Annotated in this window: 16 protein-coding genes and 1 tRNA gene; 16 read left to right on the top strand and 1 reads right to left on the bottom strand. The window is 61.0% G+C overall.

The annotated features are described in order from the left end of the window. Positions 1 to 198: 198 nt before the first annotated feature. The 15 genes from DWV43_RS01435 (at position 199) to DWV43_RS01365 (ending at position 16233) form a co-directional block, all read left to right on the top strand. Positions 199 to 276: transfer RNA gene (locus DWV43_RS01435), tRNA-Asp, on the top strand. Between the two features lie 359 nt (positions 277 to 635). Continuing rightward, positions 636 to 1121, top strand: coding sequence for an Rrf2 family transcriptional regulator (locus DWV43_RS01430; RefSeq protein WP_117564951.1), 486 nt, complete (start codon positions 636 to 638; stop codon positions 1119 to 1121). Between the two features lie 21 nt (positions 1122 to 1142). Beyond that, complete coding sequence (locus DWV43_RS01425; protein ID WP_117817011.1) at positions 1143 to 2048, top strand: adenine glycosylase; 906 nt, start codon at positions 1143 to 1145, stop codon at positions 2046 to 2048. Positions 2049 to 2162: 114 nt separating this feature from the next. Continuing rightward, positions 2163 to 2702, top strand: a complete 540-nt coding sequence (gene rbr / locus DWV43_RS01420) for a rubrerythrin (protein WP_055252097.1) — start codon at positions 2163 to 2165, stop codon at positions 2700 to 2702. A 274-nt stretch (positions 2703 to 2976) separates the two neighbouring features. Next, positions 2977 to 3606: a hypothetical protein gene (locus tag DWV43_RS01415; protein ID WP_147346251.1), complete on the top strand. Its 630-nt coding sequence runs from the start codon at positions 2977 to 2979 to the stop codon at positions 3604 to 3606. Between the two features lie 451 nt (positions 3607 to 4057). Next, positions 4058 to 4480 (top strand): hypothetical protein, encoded by a 423-nt coding sequence (locus DWV43_RS01410; protein ID WP_117817009.1) that lies wholly within the window; start codon positions 4058 to 4060, stop codon positions 4478 to 4480. 123 nt (positions 4481 to 4603) lie between these two features. Beyond that, positions 4604 to 5134 carry a DUF6036 family nucleotidyltransferase gene (locus tag DWV43_RS01405; protein ID WP_117817008.1) on the top strand — a complete coding sequence of 177 codons (531 nt, stop codon included), beginning with the start codon at positions 4604 to 4606 and terminating at the stop codon, positions 5132 to 5134. Continuing rightward, on the top strand, positions 5131 to 5694 hold the full coding sequence (locus DWV43_RS01400; protein WP_117817007.1) for a transcriptional regulator: 564 nt from the start codon (positions 5131 to 5133) through the stop codon (positions 5692 to 5694). Before DWV43_RS01405 ends, DWV43_RS01400 begins: the two co-directional genes overlap by 4 nt. A 51-nt stretch (positions 5695 to 5745) precedes the next feature. Further along, complete coding sequence (locus DWV43_RS01395; RefSeq protein ID WP_117817006.1) at positions 5746 to 7101, top strand: DNA recombination protein RmuC; 1356 nt, start codon at positions 5746 to 5748, stop codon at positions 7099 to 7101. A 126-nt stretch (positions 7102 to 7227) separates the two neighbouring features. Further along, complete coding sequence (locus DWV43_RS01390) at positions 7228 to 9030, top strand: ABC transporter ATP-binding protein (RefSeq protein WP_117817005.1); 1803 nt, start codon at positions 7228 to 7230, stop codon at positions 9028 to 9030. A gap of 63 nt (positions 9031 to 9093) precedes the next feature. Beyond that, positions 9094 to 9759: an endonuclease III gene (gene nth, locus DWV43_RS01385; protein ID WP_117806045.1), complete on the top strand. Its 666-nt coding sequence runs from the start codon at positions 9094 to 9096 to the stop codon at positions 9757 to 9759. 157 nt (positions 9760 to 9916) lie between these two features. Continuing rightward, positions 9917 to 13549, top strand: a complete 3633-nt coding sequence (gene mfd / locus DWV43_RS01380) for a transcription-repair coupling factor (protein WP_117817004.1) — start codon at positions 9917 to 9919, stop codon at positions 13547 to 13549. Positions 13550 to 13630: 81 nt separating this feature from the next. Beyond that, positions 13631 to 14494 carry a phosphatase PAP2 family protein gene (locus DWV43_RS01375; RefSeq protein ID WP_117817003.1) on the top strand — a complete coding sequence of 288 codons (864 nt, stop codon included), beginning with the start codon at positions 13631 to 13633 and terminating at the stop codon, positions 14492 to 14494. A 45-nt stretch (positions 14495 to 14539) separates the two neighbouring features. Beyond that, the gene (locus DWV43_RS01370) at positions 14540 to 15565 is read left to right on the top strand and encodes a low specificity L-threonine aldolase (protein ID WP_117817002.1); all 1026 of its coding nucleotides are present in this window, start codon (positions 14540 to 14542) and stop codon (positions 15563 to 15565) included. A gap of 77 nt (positions 15566 to 15642) precedes the next feature. Then, positions 15643 to 16233: a GNAT family N-acetyltransferase gene (locus DWV43_RS01365; protein ID WP_117817001.1), complete on the top strand. Its 591-nt coding sequence runs from the start codon at positions 15643 to 15645 to the stop codon at positions 16231 to 16233. Between the two features lie 388 nt (positions 16234 to 16621). Here the strand turns inward: DWV43_RS01365 and DWV43_RS01360 are convergent, their stop codons facing one another. After that, positions 16622 to 17344, bottom strand: coding sequence for a GntR family transcriptional regulator (locus DWV43_RS01360; RefSeq protein WP_082435559.1), 723 nt, complete (start codon positions 17342 to 17344; stop codon positions 16622 to 16624). A gap of 205 nt (positions 17345 to 17549) precedes the next feature. On the opposite strand from DWV43_RS01360, the gene DWV43_RS01355 reads away from it, so the two are divergent. Continuing rightward, positions 17550 to 18542, top strand: coding sequence for an SIS domain-containing protein (locus DWV43_RS01355; RefSeq protein WP_117806039.1), 993 nt, complete (start codon positions 17550 to 17552; stop codon positions 18540 to 18542). Positions 18543 to 18670: the final 128 nt, after the last annotated feature.

Below are 18670 nucleotides of genomic sequence, written 5' to 3'. Positions count from 1 at the left end.
CGCAAAGGAAAGCACTTAATGTGCTTTCCGTCTTGCGCAGGACTGTAGAGCAGCAAACTTAACCCCCGCCCCAGCCCCGGAGACCCTCCCGGATGGCCCCAAAAATTTTTTCAAAAAAGTTGTTGCGCGCCGGACAGACTTCTGTGTATACTAATCCCCGCAGCGCACGCGAGCGGAAACAAACGCGAACGCCTGCCTGGGGAGTTAGCTCAGTTTGGTTAGAGCGCCGGCCTGTCACGTCGGAGGTCGCGGGTTCGAGCCCCGTACTTCCCGCCAACGCAATTAAAGCCACGTCTTCGGACGTGGCTTTTTGCGTTTGATGCACTTTGTTTCGATAGAACGATCGCCCTGGCGCATCTTCGCCCAGAATCCCCGCCCCTTCGGGAACGCAAGTAAAATCTAATAAGCATATCTGTCTAAACAACAGCTTTGTTGCGCAACACCTGTTCAACGAGACAGGGGGTTAGGTTATACTAAATTGCACTGTAGGCCGCATCTGATGCATTTCGCTCCAAGCGCGGCACTCAGTGGATATCCGATTTACCATTTGGATGTCCTAGCGGTCATTTAGCGTCTCGACACAAGCTCGGCCCCGGAGCTCGTTCGAGCTGTTCGTATTCCTTGAAAGGGGAAAAATGGACATATCGAGGAAGACTGATTACGCCCTTCGTATGCTGGCGATGCTTGCCGAGGATCCGGAGCGTTTGCTTTCTGTTCGCACCGCTGCCGAAGAGGTCAATGTTCCGTATTCGTTTGCCCGCTCGATTCAGCACGGTTTGGTCCAGGCCGGTATTGTGGAGAGCCTGCGTGGCGTCCACGGTGGCATGCGTCTCAAGGTCAGTCCGGACGACGTCACCATTCGTCAGGTCGTCGAGGCCGTTCAGGGCCCTATGGTTATGAATGATTGCACCGCACCCGATGGCGACTGTGCGCGCATGGGCACGTGCTGCTATCATCCCCTATGGGCCGGAGCTCAAGCGTTGATGCGCGACTACCTCGATTCCGTTTCGCTCGGCGACATCGTCGCTCACCGCCAGTTCCCGGCCGTCGATCCCAAGTTCGCCGACCGCGAAGCGTTTCCCGAGTACGCCACCTGTGCGTATACATGCCGGGAGGAATAGCGCCGCATAAGGAGCATAGATATGATTCAGGACCCCTTTCGTTCGATGATTCGTTCGGAAGGGGTCCTGCGTTATCGCGACCTTCCGTGGCGCCGCACGCGCGATCCGTACATCATTTGGCTTTCTGAGGTCATGTTGCAGCAAACACAGGTGCCACGCGTGGAGACGCGTATGCCGGCGTGGCTCGATCGCTTTCCGACCGTGCAGGCGCTTGCCCAAGCCGCGCCTTCCGATGTTTTGGACGCTTGGCAGGGCATGGGCTACAACCGACGCGCTCTGGCGCTCCACAAGGCCGCTCAGCGCGTTGTGGAGGACTGGGACGGTGAGTTTCCGCGTGAGACGCGTGACTTGGTCGCTCTGCCTGGTATTGGCCCGGCAACGGCGCAAGGTATCCGGTCGTTTGCGTTTGACCTTCCAGGCGTGTATCTGGAGACCAACGTGCGCACGGTCTTTCTGCATCACTTCTTTCCCGATGTACCGGCTGTTCCCGACCGCGAGCTGGTGCCGCTGATTCAGGCGGCCTGTCCGGCGGTCCCCGGTGCGGCGACCGACGAGATCGCTCCCTTTGCCGTGCCGCTCGATGATGCCGACACGCCACGCGCGTGGTATTACGCGTTGCTGGATTACGGCGCATATCTAAAAAAGACGTTGCCCAATCCGTCCAGGCGCTCGGCGGGCTATAGCCGTCAATCAAAGTTTGAGGGCTCACGTCGCCAAAAGCGCGCGCATATCGTGCGCATGTTGCTGGCAGCGCGCGATGGCCAACCGGCGGGGATTATGCTTGCTGATGCCGTGGTGGGCGTTAACGATATGGAAGCGGCGGCTGGGCGCGGGCCGGTCGAGCGCGAGCTTGTCGCGGGCATTCTGGCCGACCTGGAGCGTGAGGGCTTTTGCCGAGCCGAGGGCGATCGCTGGCTGAGCATCTAGCCCGTGCAAATCTGAAGAACAGGATTGTAAGGTTTAGATTTCCGACATGAGGGCATCCTAAAGACGAGGCCGCTCGAAGCCTACGGGCGGCATGCGTTGAAGGGAAGTACACCTATGGATTTTGAGAATTCCCAAACCAAGAAGAACCTCGAGACCGCTTTTGCCGGTGAGTCCCAGGCACACACCAAGTATCGCTACTATGCCTCCAAGGCCAAGAAGGACGGCTACGTTCAGATCTCGAACATCTTTGCCGAGACGGCTGGCAACGAGTCCGAGCACGCCAAACTGTGGTTTAAGTATCTGCACGATGGCGCCGTCCCCGATACCCTGGACAATCTGCGCGATGCCGCCGCGGGTGAGAACTACGAGTGGACCACGATGTACGACGAGTTTGCCAAGACCGCCGAGGAAGAGGGCTTTGCCGAGATTGCCGCAAAGTTCCGTGGTGTCGCCGCCGTCGAGAAGGCCCACGAGGAGCGCTACAACAAGCTCGTCGAGCGCATCGAGTCGGGCGAGGTGTTTGAGCGTGAGGGCGTAAAGGTGTGGAAGTGCCTGAACTGCGGGCACCTGCATGTGGGTGCCGAGGCGCCTGAGGTGTGCCCGGTGTGCAACCACCCGAAGGCGTACTTTGAGGAGCAGGTGGTGAACTACTAGCGCTTGGCGCTGGCTGCTGCGGAGCGCAGAGCGGGGAAATACCTTTCCCTCTCGCTCACGGCTCCGCAGGGTCGCGCGAGGGAAAGGTATCTCCCCGCCCCGCGCCCCGGCGTTGGGTCGTCACGTGCTCGCTACTGAAAAGCTGATTAGAAGTTTGTGTGCCGCCCCTTTTGGGGCGGCACGTTTTTGTATGGGGCCAGTTGGGGCGGTGATGTTGCTTAGGGGGTACACTGGGTAGCGTTGGCTATTCGTTTCCTCTTGTGAGGTGTTGGTTATGGGTAAGAAATCTCGGGCTCGGGTGGCTGCTGCTGGGACTCGTAAGGATCCTGAGCGTCGGGTTGTTGAGGGCGGCAAGGCAGAGCGTGCCGATAAGAAGAAAGCCGGCGCGCATGCTCATCCTGAGTGGGCGCCTCATTTGAATACGGCGAGCGAAGACCTGACTGCCAAGCTGTTTACGATGGTCGAGGTCATCTTGGGCGTGGTGCCCGTGGTGGTCATTGGCTTGTTCCTGGCCTCTAAGGATGCCACGAGCGTGGATAAGCTCACCGATGTCTTTTCTCAGGACCCCTCGATGGTGGTCACGTTTATCTCTGCGTGCTTGCAGCCGTTTGTAGCGTACATGCTGTACATGATTTATCGCAAATACTGCGAGGGCGATGCGGGCTTTGCCGCCGGCAACTTGATCGGCCTCTTGTGCTCCGAGATTTTGCTGCTCAATATTCCCGGCGTCATCGGCATGGGCATCTTGTTGTGGCGTGTCTGGCGCAATGTTGCTCCGCACTTTGAGAGCTGGTTGTTTGAGCGCCGTGCAATGGGCGTGCTGGTTGATATCGCGGGTTCGCTCGTGATCCTAGTCCTGGCGTTTATGTGTGCCACCGCAGCTCGAGGTCTCGCGGGCATGTAGCCTGTCTTCGCCGTCTTCGGAGCTCGGGGCGGGAGGCCGTGTTGCCTTCCCTCCCCGCTCACGGCTTCGCAGGGTCGCGTTGAGGGAAGGCAACACGGCCTCCCGCCCCGAGCTCCGGCGTTGGGTCGTCGCGTGCTCACTGCAGAAAAGCTGATAATTAAGTTTGTGTGCCGCCCTTTTGGGGCGGCACGTTTGTTTATGTGGGGTCCCTGTCTTCACAATTTCCGTCAAGCTTTTGGTTAGATTTTGGTCAGTTGGCGTAAGGGTGGAAGGCCAAAAGATTGCTGGCGAAAAAAGCTCAGAGAAAGTGCTGGTAGGGGAGTTGTTGAGCTTTTCGACAGCTTTTGAGCAAAAGAAACTTTGTGGCTATTGCCAGCGATTGCGTTGTCGCGGTCATGGCGGTGCGGGATGCTGGTCGTAAGCGTCGAATGCTCCGATTTTGGAGGCCAGCATGGATCTGTTTCTTGAGACTCCGCAGCGACAAGCTGAGCGCATGCTGCGTCAGCAGCAACGACTCATGGAGATGCAAATGCAAGGGGCGGCCGTCCAGCCTCCTGCGCAAAATGCCGCGCCCGCGGTTTCGCTTGCGGGTGGATCGGTGCCAGAGAACTATTCCGTACAACAAGATTCGTATGCGCAGGAGCTTGCGTTTGACAAACGCCGTACGCGTCACCGCCGCGTGGGCCAGCGCCTGCGCACGTTAGCGATGATCGTGCTCATTCCGTTAGGACTTGCGGCGATTTTCCTGGTCTCGTATGCGCTCACCTGCATTCTCAACGGTGCCTCGCCCAGTGAAGTGCTCCAGCATCTGTCAGCCCTCGGCCAGCGCCTAGGCGATGTCATAACAACCATCCGCGCCGGCTGGGAGAGCTAGCATTCGCCATCGCGGGTCTTCTTGGATGCAAGGATTATCGCCACGAGTGGAATCCTTGCATCTTGCCTGTCTGGCCGTGTGGCTAAATAGTATTATAGAAGATGAATAATAATAGGAGATGCCATGCATAAGCATGATTTAGAGCAGACCCTTTTGGACATTGACGAAGAAGCGGAGCTGGAAATAGGTCCAAGAGGCGATAGGCCGAGCGTTGTATTGGTGGGAGGAAGTGCCTTCATACTAAACGATCTGACGAATCGGTCGGTTACACATGACATTGATGTGTTTGAGGCGGACAGGTGCCTCCGCGAGATCATGGATCGATACCCCGGGGTGAATGGAATGGCGGTGGCATATTGCAACCAGATGCCATTCAATTACGAAGATCGATTGATCCCATTGGAGATTGGGGCGCATTTTATCAGGTACTTTACGCCATCTTTGGAGGATCTGGCGGTGATGAAGCTTTACGCCTATCGCCCGAATGACATTGTCGACCTCCATAGCCGAGCGTTTACCGAGCGGCTTGATTGGGATCTGCTCGAGCGGCTTATATTCGATGAAGGGGAGGCGTTGGCGTCGTCGCCTTCGGAGCGGAGCTACCAAGAGATGGTCTGTGCATACAGGCAATACATAAAGGAGGTGCGTGGTTGAATCTGACTTTTGAGGGATTCTTGAAAGGCTATTGCCGAGAGCTGTCCGGGCAGCGGTCGCTGAGTTTTAGAAAGCTGGTTAAGCAGGCAATGACGGATGCGCCGCGCGTGGCGGAGCCTCTGTTTTTGCTCGCTTTGGCGCAGGGCAAAGCCGAATACGTTCTGGGCTTATCCGAGGGCTCGTGGATGGAAGAGGGCTACCGAGACGTCTTTTCCCTGTACGGTCAAGCGGATAGCCTGGCATCTCTATGCGCCGGGGACAAGCTCCCTAATCGTTATGCCAACGTATGGCGTGCGTATCGGGGGATGAAAGAAAAGCCAGTGGCCGACAGAAGGGTTAATGCCCTGATGAGAAAAAGAACGCTGAAAGCACTGGAGGCATCGGGCGTAACGCGCTATGGCCTCTGCCGCGATTTGCACCTGAATAAGGGAAACGTGTACGCATACTTGGCCGGTGATGACTCAAAGGTGAGCAGGAAGACGGCGCGCCACATTATGGAATATGCGGAGGAGAGAGGCACCCAAGAAGGGGTCGGGCGCCCGGTGCGTGTGGCGGGGTAAGATTGATCGCGGTTTTGATTGATAATCGATTGGGTTTGTTGGGCGGAGTCTATGTCTGCTATTGATATTGCGCTTGTTGTGATCGCCTTAGTGGCGGTGGGAGTTGCTGTGGTTTGCGCCCTGCAGCTTAAAGGCCTTCGCGCCGAGTTGCGAGAGCGTGGCGGCAACGAAGCGGAGACGCTCGCGGCGCTCGAGCAGGCCAACAGCACGCTCGATGCCCTCAACGTCGCGCTTGCCGAAACCCGCCGTACGGCAAACGCCATCGCGCAGCAGCAGACAACCGACGCCGCCGTGGAGCAGCAGCGCTACCTGACCATCGCGCGTGAGTTCTCGCAGGCTGGCGACCGTATGGATGACCTGCGCCGCGAGACGGCCCAACAGCTTGGCGCCAACCGCGAAGGCATCGAGCATCGCCTGGACAAGGTGCGCGAGACGGTCGATGCTCAGCTGGGCGCCATCCGCAAAGACAACAACGTGCAGCTCGACCAAATGCGCGCGACGGTGGACGAGAAGCTCTCTCGCACACTCAACGACCGACTGTCGGCATCGTTTAAGCAGGTGAGCGACCAGCTCGAGGCCGTGTACAAGGGCCTGGGCGACATGCAGTCTATCGCCACCGGCGTGGGCGACCTTAAGCGCGTGCTGGGCAATGTCAAGGCGCGTGGCATTTTGGGCGAGGTGCAGCTGGGCGCGATCCTGGCGGACATCCTTACGCCCGACCAATATCTGGAAAACGTCGCCACCAAGCCCGGCGCCTCGGAACGCGTTGAGTTTGCTGTCAGGCTGCCGGTAGACGAGGGCGACCCCGTGCTGCTGCCGATCGACTCCAAGTTTCCGGGCGACGCGTACGAGCATCTGCTCGACGCCCAGGAGTCTGGTGACGCTGAGGCCGTCGCCGCAGCGCGCAAGACGCTCGATACGATGGTGAAACGCGAGGCCAAGGACATCTGCGAAAAGTACCTGAGTGTGCCGGCAACGACCAACTTTGGCATCATGTTCGTGCCGTTTGAGGGGCTGTACGCCGAGATCGTCAGCCGCCCCGGGCTTATCGAGATCCTGGGCCGCGACTATCACGTCAACGTAGCCGGTCCCAGCACCATGGCGGCCATCCTCAATAGTCTGCAGATGAGCTACCAGACGTTTAGGCTGCAAAAACGTACCGACGACGTACTGCGCGTGCTCTCCGCCGTCAAGGCCGAGCTGCCGCGCTATCAGGCGGCGCTGCGCCGCGCCCAACAGCAGATCGAGACCGCGGGCAAAACGGTCGAGGGCATCATTACCACGCGCACCAACGTCATGGAGCGCAAGCTCAAGGACATCGACGCGCTGGAGGATGCTGAGGAAGCCGACGCGATTTTGGGCTTGGAGTCCGCAGGCCTGCTCGCAGACCAAAAAGACGAGGACTAGTCGCAACGGACGGTGGGTCGCCGGCGTAAACGCGGGTGCCCCATCGCTTTTCGCATCGTGCTTGCCTGAAGTGCGCTTCAATGTGCAACAATGGCGTTTCGCCCTATCAGATGCGAAAGGAAGCCCATGTCTCAGAGAAGCACCAGTCCGCTCAGCCGCTCCACCGTGCGCCGCACGCTGCAGCGGTTTTGGGGTGTCACGCGCACGCAGCCGCTGATTGTCTTTCTCTCGGTGCTCTCGTCGGCGGGCTACATCTTTTTGCTCACGTTTGCCAACACCTACGTGATGGCCCTCATCGTCGACCGCGTCCAGGCCGGCCCCGTGGCGGGCGATCAAGTATTCGAGGTCTTCGGCCCCTATATCCTGGCGCTCGTACTCGTTAACCTGGTGGGTCAGATCCTCTCCAAGCTGCAGGACTACACCGTCTACAAGCTCGAGATCGCAGGCAACTACCACCTGGCGCGCCTGTGCTTCGACACGCTCTCCAACCAATCCATGACATTCCATACCAGCCGCTTTGGCGGATCGCTTGTGAGCCAGACAAGCCGTTTTATGAGCGGCTACACGGGTCTGGTCGACGTGACGGTGTATTCGCTCATCCCCACCATCACCTCGGTAATCTGCACCGTGGCCGCACTCGCCCCGGTGGTGCCGACGTTTACCGTGATCCTGGTGGGCATCATGGTCGTCTACATCGCGTTTGTCTGGCTTATGTACAAGCGCATCATGCCGCTTTCGGCCGCGACGTCCGCTGCGCAGAACAAGCTCTCGGGCGTGCTCTCCGACGCGGTCACGAACATCTTGGCCGTCAAGACCTGCGGGCGCGAGGACTTCGAACGCGATCTGTTCGACGCCGCCGATCGTGCCGCGCGCGACGCCGAGACGGTCTCGATGCACGCCATGATGCAGCGCAACTTTACGACCTCGGGCCTTATCGTCATCACCATGGCCGTGGTGAGTGCGTTCGTGGCGGGCGGCAACGCGTGGTTTGGCATCTCGGCCGGCTCGCTCGTCATGATCTTTACCTACACCTATAACCTCACCATGCGCCTGAACTACGTAAGCTCCATGATGCAGCGCATCAACCGCGCTTTGGGCGATGCGGCCGAGATGACGCGCGTGCTGGACGAGCCACGCTTGGTGGCAGACGACCCGGATGCCCCCGAGCTCAAGGTGAGCGAGGGCGCGATTGATTTTGAGCACCTGAGCTTTGCGTACCGTGACGCTGCGGCGGGCGAGAACGTGTTCGATGACCTGACACTTCATGTGGCGGCGGGCCAGCGCGTGGGCCTGGTGGGCAAATCGGGCTCGGGTAAGACGACGCTCACCAAGCTGCTGCTGCGCCTGGACGATGTTCAGGGCGGCCGCGTGCTCGTGGACGGTCAGGATGTCTCGCGCTGCACGCAGCAAAGCCTGCGCCGCCAGGTTGCCTACGTGCCGCAGGAGGCGCTGCTGTTCCACCGCTCCATTCGCGAAAACATTGCCTACGGTCGTCCCAACGCCACTGATGAGCAGATTCGCGAGGCCGCGCGCCTGGCCAATGCCCTGGAGTTCATCGACCGCCTGCCCCGTGGCTTTGACACCATGGTGGGTGAGCGCGGCGTCAAGCTCTCGGGCGGCCAGCGTCAGCGCGTGGCTATCGCCCGCGCCATCCTAACCGACGCGCCGATTCTAGTGCTCGACGAGGCGACCTCTGCCCTGGACAGCGAGTCCGAGGCGCTGGTGCAGGAGGCGCTCGAAAACCTGATGCGTGGACGTACCTCCATTGTGGTGGCGCACCGCCTGTCCACCGTGGCGGCGCTCGACCGCATTGTGGTGCTGGCCGATGGTGAGATTGTCGAGGACGGCACGCATGCGCAGCTCGTCGAGGCGGGTGGCGAGTACGCGAGCCTGTGGAGCCGTCAGACCGGCGCATTCTTGGAGGCGTAAGCGTCTCGGACGTGGGACAATTGTGCCCATAAGTTTATTGTGCCGTTGAGCTGAGGAGTCGTTATGCCACGCGAGACCAATGCCGCCAAGCGCGAGCGCGCCATCGAGGTGTGCGAGCGCCTCAACCGTCGCTATGGCCCGGTCGAGTGCTTTTTGGACCACGAGAATCCCTTCCGCCTGCTGATCGCGGTGCTACTCTCGGCGCAAACGACCGACGCGCAGGTCAACAAGGTGACGCCGCGGCTGTTTGCCCAGTGGCCCACGCCCGAGGCCATGGCCGGGGCGAGCGTGGCTGACGTGGCAGACACCATCAAGTCACTTGGCTTCTACAAGAGCAAAGCCAAGCATGCCGTCGAGGCCGCGCAGATGATCGTCGCCGACTATGGCGGCGAGGTGCCGGCCGACATGAAGGAGCTTGTAAAGCTGCCGGGCGTGGGACGCAAGACGGCGAACATCGTGCTCAACGTGGGGTATGGCATCGTGGAGGGCATTGCGGTGGACACGCACGTCAACCGCATTGCGCACCGCCTGATGTTGAGTCCCAAGACGCATGCCAAGGAGCCGCTCAAGACCGAGCAGGATCTGCTCAAGATTTTGCCGCACGAGTATTGGGAGTCGGTCAACCATCAGTGGATTACCTTCGGTCGCGAGATCTGCGACGCCCGCAAACCCAAGTGCGGCGAGTGTCCGCTGGCAGATTTGTGCCCCAGCGTGCGCGTGACGGGGTAGGGCGGAACGCATCTTCGTCTGGCGTTTTTTGCGGGGCCGGGTTTGCCCTTGAGCCGGAGTTCTCTCCATGCGCTACCATGACAGACAATGTATTTGACGTACGACCCGCCGAGCTTGCCCCGGCGGGCTTTTGGCGTTGCGATGCCGGAGGAACAGCATGCTCATTCACCGTATAGCCGCGCAGCTCTACACTGCCGAGGCGCTGCAGACCGTCGAGGCCGGGCTCGATTCTGGCGAGGACGTGACGCTGGCCGTGTCTCAGTCGGGTCGCACGCTTATGGCTGCCGCCCAGTTTGCGCGCCGTCCGCGCCCCACGGTCTACATTGTGAGCGGCGAGGACGCGGCCGATCGTGCCGCCCGCAGCCTTGCCGCCTATGTGGGGCTGGCGCACGTGTGCCGCTTCCCCGAGCGCAAGGACTATCCGTGGCGCGAGCAGGCGCCCGACGACGCCGTGGTGGCGCAGCGCTGCGAGGCGCTCGGGCGCATCGTGCGCGGCGACAACTGCATTATGGTCGCCTCGGCCCGCGCACTGCTGCGCTGCGTGCCGCCGGTCGAGAGCCGCTACTGGGAGTCCACGACCTTTGCGGTGGGCGAGGAGATCCCTTTTGACGAGGTGCCGCAGCGCCTGGTGGGCATGGGCTACACCAATGCCGGCGCCGCCGATGCACCCGGCCTGTTCCGCGTGCACGGTGACACCGTCGAGGTGTTTCCCGCACAGGAAAAGGCGCCCGTGCGCATCGAGTTTTTTGGCGACGAGATCGACCGTATCCGCCGCATGGTGAGTTCCACGGGCCAGACCATCGGCAACGAGGACAGCATCGAGATCTTCCCCTGCCGCGAGCTGGCGCTCACCGACGAGGCCGTTCACAACATGCACGTGGCGCTCTACCGCGCCAGCCAGGACGACAGTAAACTGGCGGCGCTGCTCGAGATGGTGGATGCACGCATCGTCACGCCCGAGCTCGACCGCTTTTTGCCGGTGATGTACGGCCAGACCGTGAGCCCGCTGTCGCATGTGAGCGGCAAGGCGCTCGTGGTGCTGTCCGAGCCGCGCTCGCTGTTCGACGACTGCCTGCGCGCCTACGAGGATATCGAGGCACGCGCCGGCGAGGCGGGGATTGACCGCTTGGACGGTCTGTACGTGCGCGCCCAGCAACTCGACTTTGGTGCCCAGCAGCGCCTTAACTACGTGAGCTTGATTCGTGCCGGCGGTGCGGTGACGGCAGAGCTCAAGATTGAGCAGCCGGCCATCGCGGGCTCGGACAATCGCTTTATGACGCGCATCCAGGAGGTCGTGGGCAAGCGCTATGCCTGCGTGTTTGCCATCCCCGACCGCGGTGCGCGCGAGTCGATGGAGCTCACCTTTGGCGATGAGGGTATTACCTTTGAGGAGTCGCTGACGGCCGCGCCCGAAAACGCGGGCGCTATTGGCGACCGTGTGCGCGTGGCGGCGGCGGATTCTGCCGATCGTGCTGTCCGCCAGGATGCTCATGCTGCAATTCGCGAACGCAAGGCCGACGCGCTCAACGCCCGCTCGCTCGAGGCAGGTGCCGCCCAGGCTGCCGCCGGCGCCGCCGTGCCCACCATCTCGCGCGGGCGCGTGACCTTTGTGGACGCCGCCCTGCCGCAGGGCGTGGTGGTGCCCGATGCCAATCTGGCCGTTTTCTCGATCGCCGACCTCAACGCTCGCATGGACGCCAACCGCGCCCGCAGCCGCCGCAAGGTCGATATTACGCAGATCACCTTCCCGTTTAAGCCGGGCGACTATGTGGTGCACGCTACCCACGGCATCGCGCTCTTTAGCGAGATCGCGCGCCAGGAAGTGGGCGGCAAGGAACGCGACTACTTTTTGCTGGAATATGCCGACGGCGACAAGCTCTACGTGCCGCTCGAGCAGGTCGACCGCATCACGCGCTATGTTGGCCCCGACGGCGACAAGCCGCGCCTGACCAGGCTCAATACCGCCGACTGGACGCGTGCCACCAACAAGGCACGCAAGAACGCCAAAAAGCTGGCGTTTGACCTGGTCGACCTGTATACGCGCCGCTCGTCGATTACCGGTATCGCCTGTCCGCCCGATACGCCCGAGCAGATCGAGATGGAGGAGAGCTTCCCCTACGACGAGACGCGCGACCAGCTGGAGGCCATTGCCGACATCAAGGCCGACATGGAGGCGCCCAAGCCCATGGACCGCCTGCTGTGCGGCGACGTGGGTTTCGGCAAGACCGAGGTTGCCCTGCGCGCGGCGTTTAAGTGCGTGGACTCCGGCCGCCAAGTCATGGTGCTCTGCCCCACGACCATTCTGGCCCAGCAGCACTACGAGACGTTCTTTGAGCGCTTTGCCCCGTTTGGCCTCGAGGTCGAAGTGCTCAGCCGCTTCCGCACGCCGGCGCAGCAAAAGCGCGCGCTCAAGGCGTTTGCCGAGGGCACGATCGACGTGCTCATCGGCACGCACCGCTTGCTTTCTGCCGACGTGAACCCCAAGAACCTGGGCCTGGTGATCATCGACGAGGAGCAGCGCTTTGGTGTGCAGCACAAGGAGCAGCTCAAGAACCTGCGCGAGCAGATTGACGTGCTCACGCTTTCGGCAACGCCGATTCCGCGAACCATGCAGATGGCCACGAGCGGCGTGCGCGACATGAGCCTGATCACCACGCCGCCGACCGGGCGCCGCCCCGTGATCGTGCACGTGGGAGAGTACGATCCCGACGTGGTGAGCGCGGCGATTCGCCTGGAGGTGGGTCGCGGCGGCCAGGTGTACTACGTGTCCAACCGCGTCAAGACCATCGACGACGCCGTGGCGCGCGTGCACGAGGCCGCGCCCGAGGCGCGCGTGGGCGTGGCGCACGGCAAGATGAGCCCGCGCGAGGTCGAGGACGTGATGATCGAGTTCGCGACCAAAAAGATCGATGTGCTCATCGCCACGACCATCGTGGAGAGCGGCATCGACAACGCGACCGCCAACACGCTCATCATCGAGGACTCGCAGCGCCTGGGTCTGGCACAGCTCTACCAGCTCAAGGGCCGTGTGGGTCGCTCGGCCACGCAGGCCTACGCGTACTTTATGTTCCCGGGCGAGCTGCCGCTCACCGAGGAGGCCACGGCGCGCCTGACTGCACTTTCCGAGTTCCAGGACCTGGGCAGCGGCATGCGTATCGCCATGCGCGACCTGGAGATTCGCGGCGCCGGCTCGCTTATGGGCGCCGAGCAGCACGGCAACCTGTCGAGCGTGGGCTTTGACCTGTTTACGCAGATGCTGGGCCAGGCCGTGGCAGAGGCACGCGGTGACGACGATGCCGGCGTGGAGGCGGCGAGCGTGGGCATTAACCTGCCGGCCGACTACTTCTTGTCCGAGGAGTACCTGCCGGCGGTGGATCAGCGCGTGCTCGTGTACCGTAAGCTCGCAGCGGCCGAGGACCTGGAGAGCATCGATGAGGTGCAGGAAGAGACCGAGGCCGCGCATGGCGAGCTGCCGTTGGCGGGACTCAACCTGTTCAACCGCGCGCGCATCCGTATTCGCGGCGAGCGCCTGGGGCTCGAGAGCGTCACGCTCAGCGGTGGGCGTATCACGTTTTTGGGCGTCGACGTGCCCAAGAAGGTGGCCTTTGAACTAAAGACCCGCTATGGCGCGGTGAACTTTCCCAAGAGCCGCAAGCTGTCGGTGCCCTACAAGGCGGGCGCCGGTGTGGGCAGCGGCCTGGGCCGCGGTCTCGACGCCAACGACGAGGCCGGTCCCGTGGCAGCAGCCCTCATGCTGCTGCAGCAGCTGGGTGCCAGCGATGATGAATAACAGGTAGGTGGCGTGGCGGGACAAGGATTCTTTGCCCCGCCACGTTGCAGGTTGAAAACTTCGCCCGATGGAAAGGAAAGCATGTTCGGGTACATCTACAAGAAAGACGCCGCCGGTATCGCGGTCGTTCTGTGCCTTTGTCTGGGCGTGGGCAGCTTCTTCGATTACCAGATCTCGAGCGCGCTGTTCAACATCGCCAGCATGTACGGCCGCTTTATCGAGGCCGCCGGCGAGCTGCCGTTTGAGCTGACGGCGAGCGTCGCAGGCGTTATGCTCGTACGCGCGGTGCGTCCCGACTCCAGGGGGAGCAAATGGCTCGCCGTGCTGGGCGTTCTGGTCAACGTGGGCCTGGTCGGCTACGAGATCGTTTCGTCCCTGCGGGTTGGCGGCAAACTCATCGTGGTTCAGTTGGTGCTGACGTTTGTGCTGGTCATCGCGGCCAACCTCATCGCCTATCGCCTTACGCGCGACACCGCGCCCGACGATCTCACGCGCTGGGCGTTGATGGTGCTTGCCGTGTGGGTCGCTCAGGCCATTATCCTCAACGTGATCGTCAAGCCGCTGTGGTCGCGCCCGCGCATGCGCGTGATCGAGGTCACGCCGGGGCTCAATTTTCAGCCGTGGTGGGTGATCGGCAACCCCGACAAGTGGGCCTATATCGCCGCCGGCGTGATCAAGGACGGCTTTAAGTCGTTTGCGAGCGGACACACGGCGCACGCGGCGATCGGCCTTATGCTCGCCGGGCTTCCCGCGGCGGCCTTTAAGGAAAAGCCGTCGCGCCGCCGCGTGGTCTTTTGGGTCGCCGCTGTGGTTGCGGCGCTCGTCGCCTTTGGTCGCATCGTGATCGGCGCACACTTTTTGAGTGACGTGAGCTGCGGCTTTGCCTTGGTGCTGGCGCTCGAGTGCCTTGCCGCGCGCATTGCCTATCCGGGCGGCGTACAATAGCCCCATCTGAATCATCGGGCTCGTGCCCGGCTAGAGAGGATTACCATGCTCGCGTTCAACAATGACTATTCTCACGGCGCACATCCGGCAGTGCTGCAGGCGCTCGTCGACACCAATATGGAGCCGCAGCCCGGCTACGGTACCGATGCACACACCGAGCGTGCCAAGCAGCTCATTCGTGAGGCCTGTCAGGTACCCGATGCCGACGTGTTTTTTCTGGTGGGCGGCACACAGGCCAACGCGACGGTGATTGACATGCTGCTTGCGCCCTACGAGGGCGTGGTTGCCGCCGAGACCGGCCACGTTGCCTGCCACGAGGCGGGCGCCATCGAGTTTGGCGGCCACAAGGTGCTCACCATCCCCGGCTACGAGGGCAAGATGCACGCCGAGGATCTCGAAAACTATATCCAAGTGTTCTACGAAAACGAGAGCTGTGAGCACATGGTGTTTCCGGGCGCCGTGTATGTGAGCCTGTCGACCGAGTACGGCACGCTGTACTCCAAGGCTGAGCTCGTGGCAATCCATGCGGTGTGCCAGAAGCGCCAGATTCCGCTGTTTGTGGATGGCGCCCGCCTGGCCTATGCGCTGGCGGCCGATGAGTGCGACATTACCCTGCCCGAGCTGGCGCAGCTGTGCGACGTGTTCTACATCGGCGGCACCAAGTGCGGCGCGCTTTGCGGCGAGGCCGTGGTGTTTTGCGGCATGCACGCTTCGGCGCATCCCATTCCGCGCATTAAGCAGCACGGCGCGCTGCTGGCCAAGGGCCGCCTGACGGGTGTGCAGTTTGAGGCGCTCTTTACCGACGGCCTGTATTTTGAGATTGGTCGCCAGGCAATCGAAACCGCGCAGGCGCTTCGTCGCGTGCTGCACGAGCGCGGCTACCAGTTCTTCTTGGAGACGCCCACAAACCAGCAGTTCGTGATTCTGCCCAACGAGGACATGGCCCGCATTCGCGAGCATGCGGCGATCGAGTACTGGGAAAAGTACGACGATACCCACACGGTGGTGCGCTTTTGCACCAGCTGGGCCACGACGCAGGAGGACATCGACGCGCTGGCGGCTGTCCTGTAGCCTGATGTAATGACGAGGGGCCGCCTTGCGCTGGGTTTGGCGCAAGGCGGCCTTTGTTTTTGAGAGAGAAGGGTTGTATGACCGAGATGTCCGAGCCGGCGATTCGCCTGGCGACGCCCGAAGACGCGCCGGCGTTGCTTGCCATCTATGAGCCGTATGTGCGCCAGACGGCGATTACCTGCGAATACGAGGTGCCGAGCGTTGAGGAGTTCGCCGGGCGCATCAAGCGTACGCTCAAGCGCTATCCGTATCTGGTGATGGAGCTGGACGGGCGTCCGGTAGGCTATGCCTATGCGAGTCCGCTCAACAGCCGCGAGGCATACGACTGGTCGGTCGAGACGTCGATTTACCTGGCACGCGACGTGCGCCACGGCGGGCTGGGCCGCAAGCTGCACGATGCGCTCAAGCAGTGCCTGATCGCGATGGGCATCACCAACATGTGCGCGCTCATCGCCGTGCCGCACGACAAGGACGACGAGTATCTAACGCACAACAGCCAGGACTTCCATGCCCATATGGGATATCGCTTGGTGGGTGCTTTCGACCGCTGTGCCCAAAAGTTCGGCCGCTGGTACGACATGTGCTGGATGGAGCTGATCCTAGCCGAGCGCGTCCCTAACCAACCCAAACCAACCTGGTTCCCCGACCTTCCTAAACCTACCATTTAGGGACAGGTTTATTTTGGCAGGTTTTTGGCTGTCTTGTGGTATCAAATCGCCGCAAGAAGCGTGGCGTTTGTACGCTATTTTGACCTGGATTGTCCCCTCGGGACGCCTTGCGGGCTAAGTGAGTAGACTTTTTGGCGCAGGCCGAGCACAAAGCGTATCTGCCTTAGTAAAACCGCAGGTCACGGAGGTGGCTGTTTTGAATGTGCTCGGCAGGTCGCGAAAAGTCTACTCACTTAGATTTACGGTGCTGGATATTTTGGGCAGGAACAGTTGAGCTTGGGCGGCGAGTGTTGCCAGGCGATGTTGGCATTTGCGCCATGCCGGCTTGAGATTTAATAAAAACCGCAGGTAAAACGTTTATTAGGTACATTTTGCCTCGTTTGGTGCGCTAGCCGATGGGCTCGGTGTATTTGGCGCGGTCGGTGCGTTGGATGCGCTTGGAGACATGGAGCGGGCGGCCGTCGGTGTCGTAGACGTAGTCGGTGATCAAGATCAGCGCCTGCTCACGCTCAACGTTGAGCAAAAACGCCTCGTTTTGCGAGGCATAGCACACCTCAAAGGTCTTGTGCCCCTGTGCCGGCGCGCGATGGAATTCCTGGCGCAGCGTGGCGTAGAGCGAACCGTTGATATCGCGATCGATGAGCGACCCAAAGCTTGGCGGCAAATAGGTGGTCTCCAGACACAGCGGCGCATCGTCCAGGTAGCGCAGGCGGACAAGTTTGACGAGCTTGCTGCCCACGGTAGCGTCAAAGAACTTGGCCACGCTGCCCGTTGCCTTGGTAAAGCCCGAGTCCACCGTGCGCGTGGTGGGCTTCATTCCCTGACCCTGGACCTGTGCCGTGTAGCTCGAAAACACCAGGTTGTTCTCATGCAGTGCCGGCGTGTCGGCCACAAAGGTGCCACGTCCGCGCTCGGTGCGCACCAGGCCCTCGTCAACTAACACCTTAAGCGCGTGGCGCACGGTGCTGCGCGACAGCGCCGATTCGTCCATGAGCTCCATCTCGGACGGCAGCTTGTCTCCGCGTGCGTAGGTGCCGGCGGCGATGCGGTCACGCAGCGTACCCGCCAGACGCTCGTATTGGGCCAAGTTCTTTTTTGACGAAGTGCTCATGCGAACAACCTGTATCTAACTTGTATGCTTGGCTAATCAAGCTTGTATCCAATACAACAATAAAATCGCTGGTAACGAGTTATCGAAAACCGCATCAGCAAAATTTCTAAGACAAATATAGCATACAACTAGTCGACATCGTTAAAACATGTATGTAACTTGTATGCCATCGACAGGATCAAACGAGAAGAAAGGCTGATGCACGATGACTACTCAGGAACAGGTTAAGGACGTCGTCTCCCAGGTTTTGGCTGACAAGGCAGACAAGGGCGGCATCAAGCGCGTCGTGTGGATCGGCGCCGGCGGATCCAACGGCGGCAACTATCCTGCCCAGTACTTTATGGAGCACGAGGCCACGCAGGTCGTGAGCTCCAGCTACACCAGCAACGAGTTCGTGCACGCCACGCCTGCCTACGTCAACGAGAACACCCTGGCCGTCGTCGTGTCCATGCGCGGCACCAAGGAGACCATCGTCGCCGCCCAGGTCGCCAAGGACCACGGCGCCAGCACCATCGCCATCTATGTTGACGAGTCCGGCCTCACCGAGGTCTGCGACTACAAGATCCAGTACGACAGCCTGGCCGTCGACGAGTCCTGCATGGGCCGCACCAACTCTGCCGTCGTGACCATGATCGCCATGGAGCTTACGCAGCAGACCGAGGGCTATGCCGAGTACGAGACCGCTATGGCCGCCTTCGACCTGGTCGATCCCATCTATCGCAAGGCCGTCGAGTACACCCGTCCGCTCGCTGCCAAGTGGGCCGAGCAGAACGCCGACAAGCCCTGCATCAACGTCATGGCTCAGGGCCCGCTCTTTGGTGCCGCCTACGTCTTTAGCATCTGCAATGTGCAGGAGATGCTGCAGATCGACTCCTGCACCATCAACACCTGCGACTTCTTCCACGGCCCCTTCGAGATCCTGGACAAGCGCACCTCGCTGTTCCAGCTCATCAGCGTCGGCCGCAGCCGCTGCAACGACGAGCGCGGCATCCGTTTCGTCAACCAGTACGGTGGCGATCGCGTCTATCAGCTCGACGCCAAGGAGCTTGGCCTCAACGACATCAAGGACAGCGTGAGCGAATACTTCAACCACCTGATCTTTGCCCCGATCCTCAACAACGTCTACATGCGTGCGCTCTCCGCCGTCACCCACAAGGATTACATGACGCGCCGTTACATGTGGAAGCTGGACTACTAGGGGATAGAGCGGCCTAACAGCTCGATGTCCTCATAAGTTGCGGTGGAATAATTCCTGTTTGGGGGCTTGAAGCCTCTATTTAGGGACTATTTCACCGCAACCGCCAAATAATCCGCTGGGGACGGAGG

Origin of the sequence: Collinsella sp. AF05-9, from assembly GCF_003465595.1 — a bacterium.
Taxonomy (GTDB): domain Bacteria; phylum Actinomycetota; class Coriobacteriia; order Coriobacteriales; family Coriobacteriaceae; genus Collinsella.
Note: the sequence above shows the minus strand (reverse complement) of the source record. Positions and strands in the feature narration are given on the sequence as shown.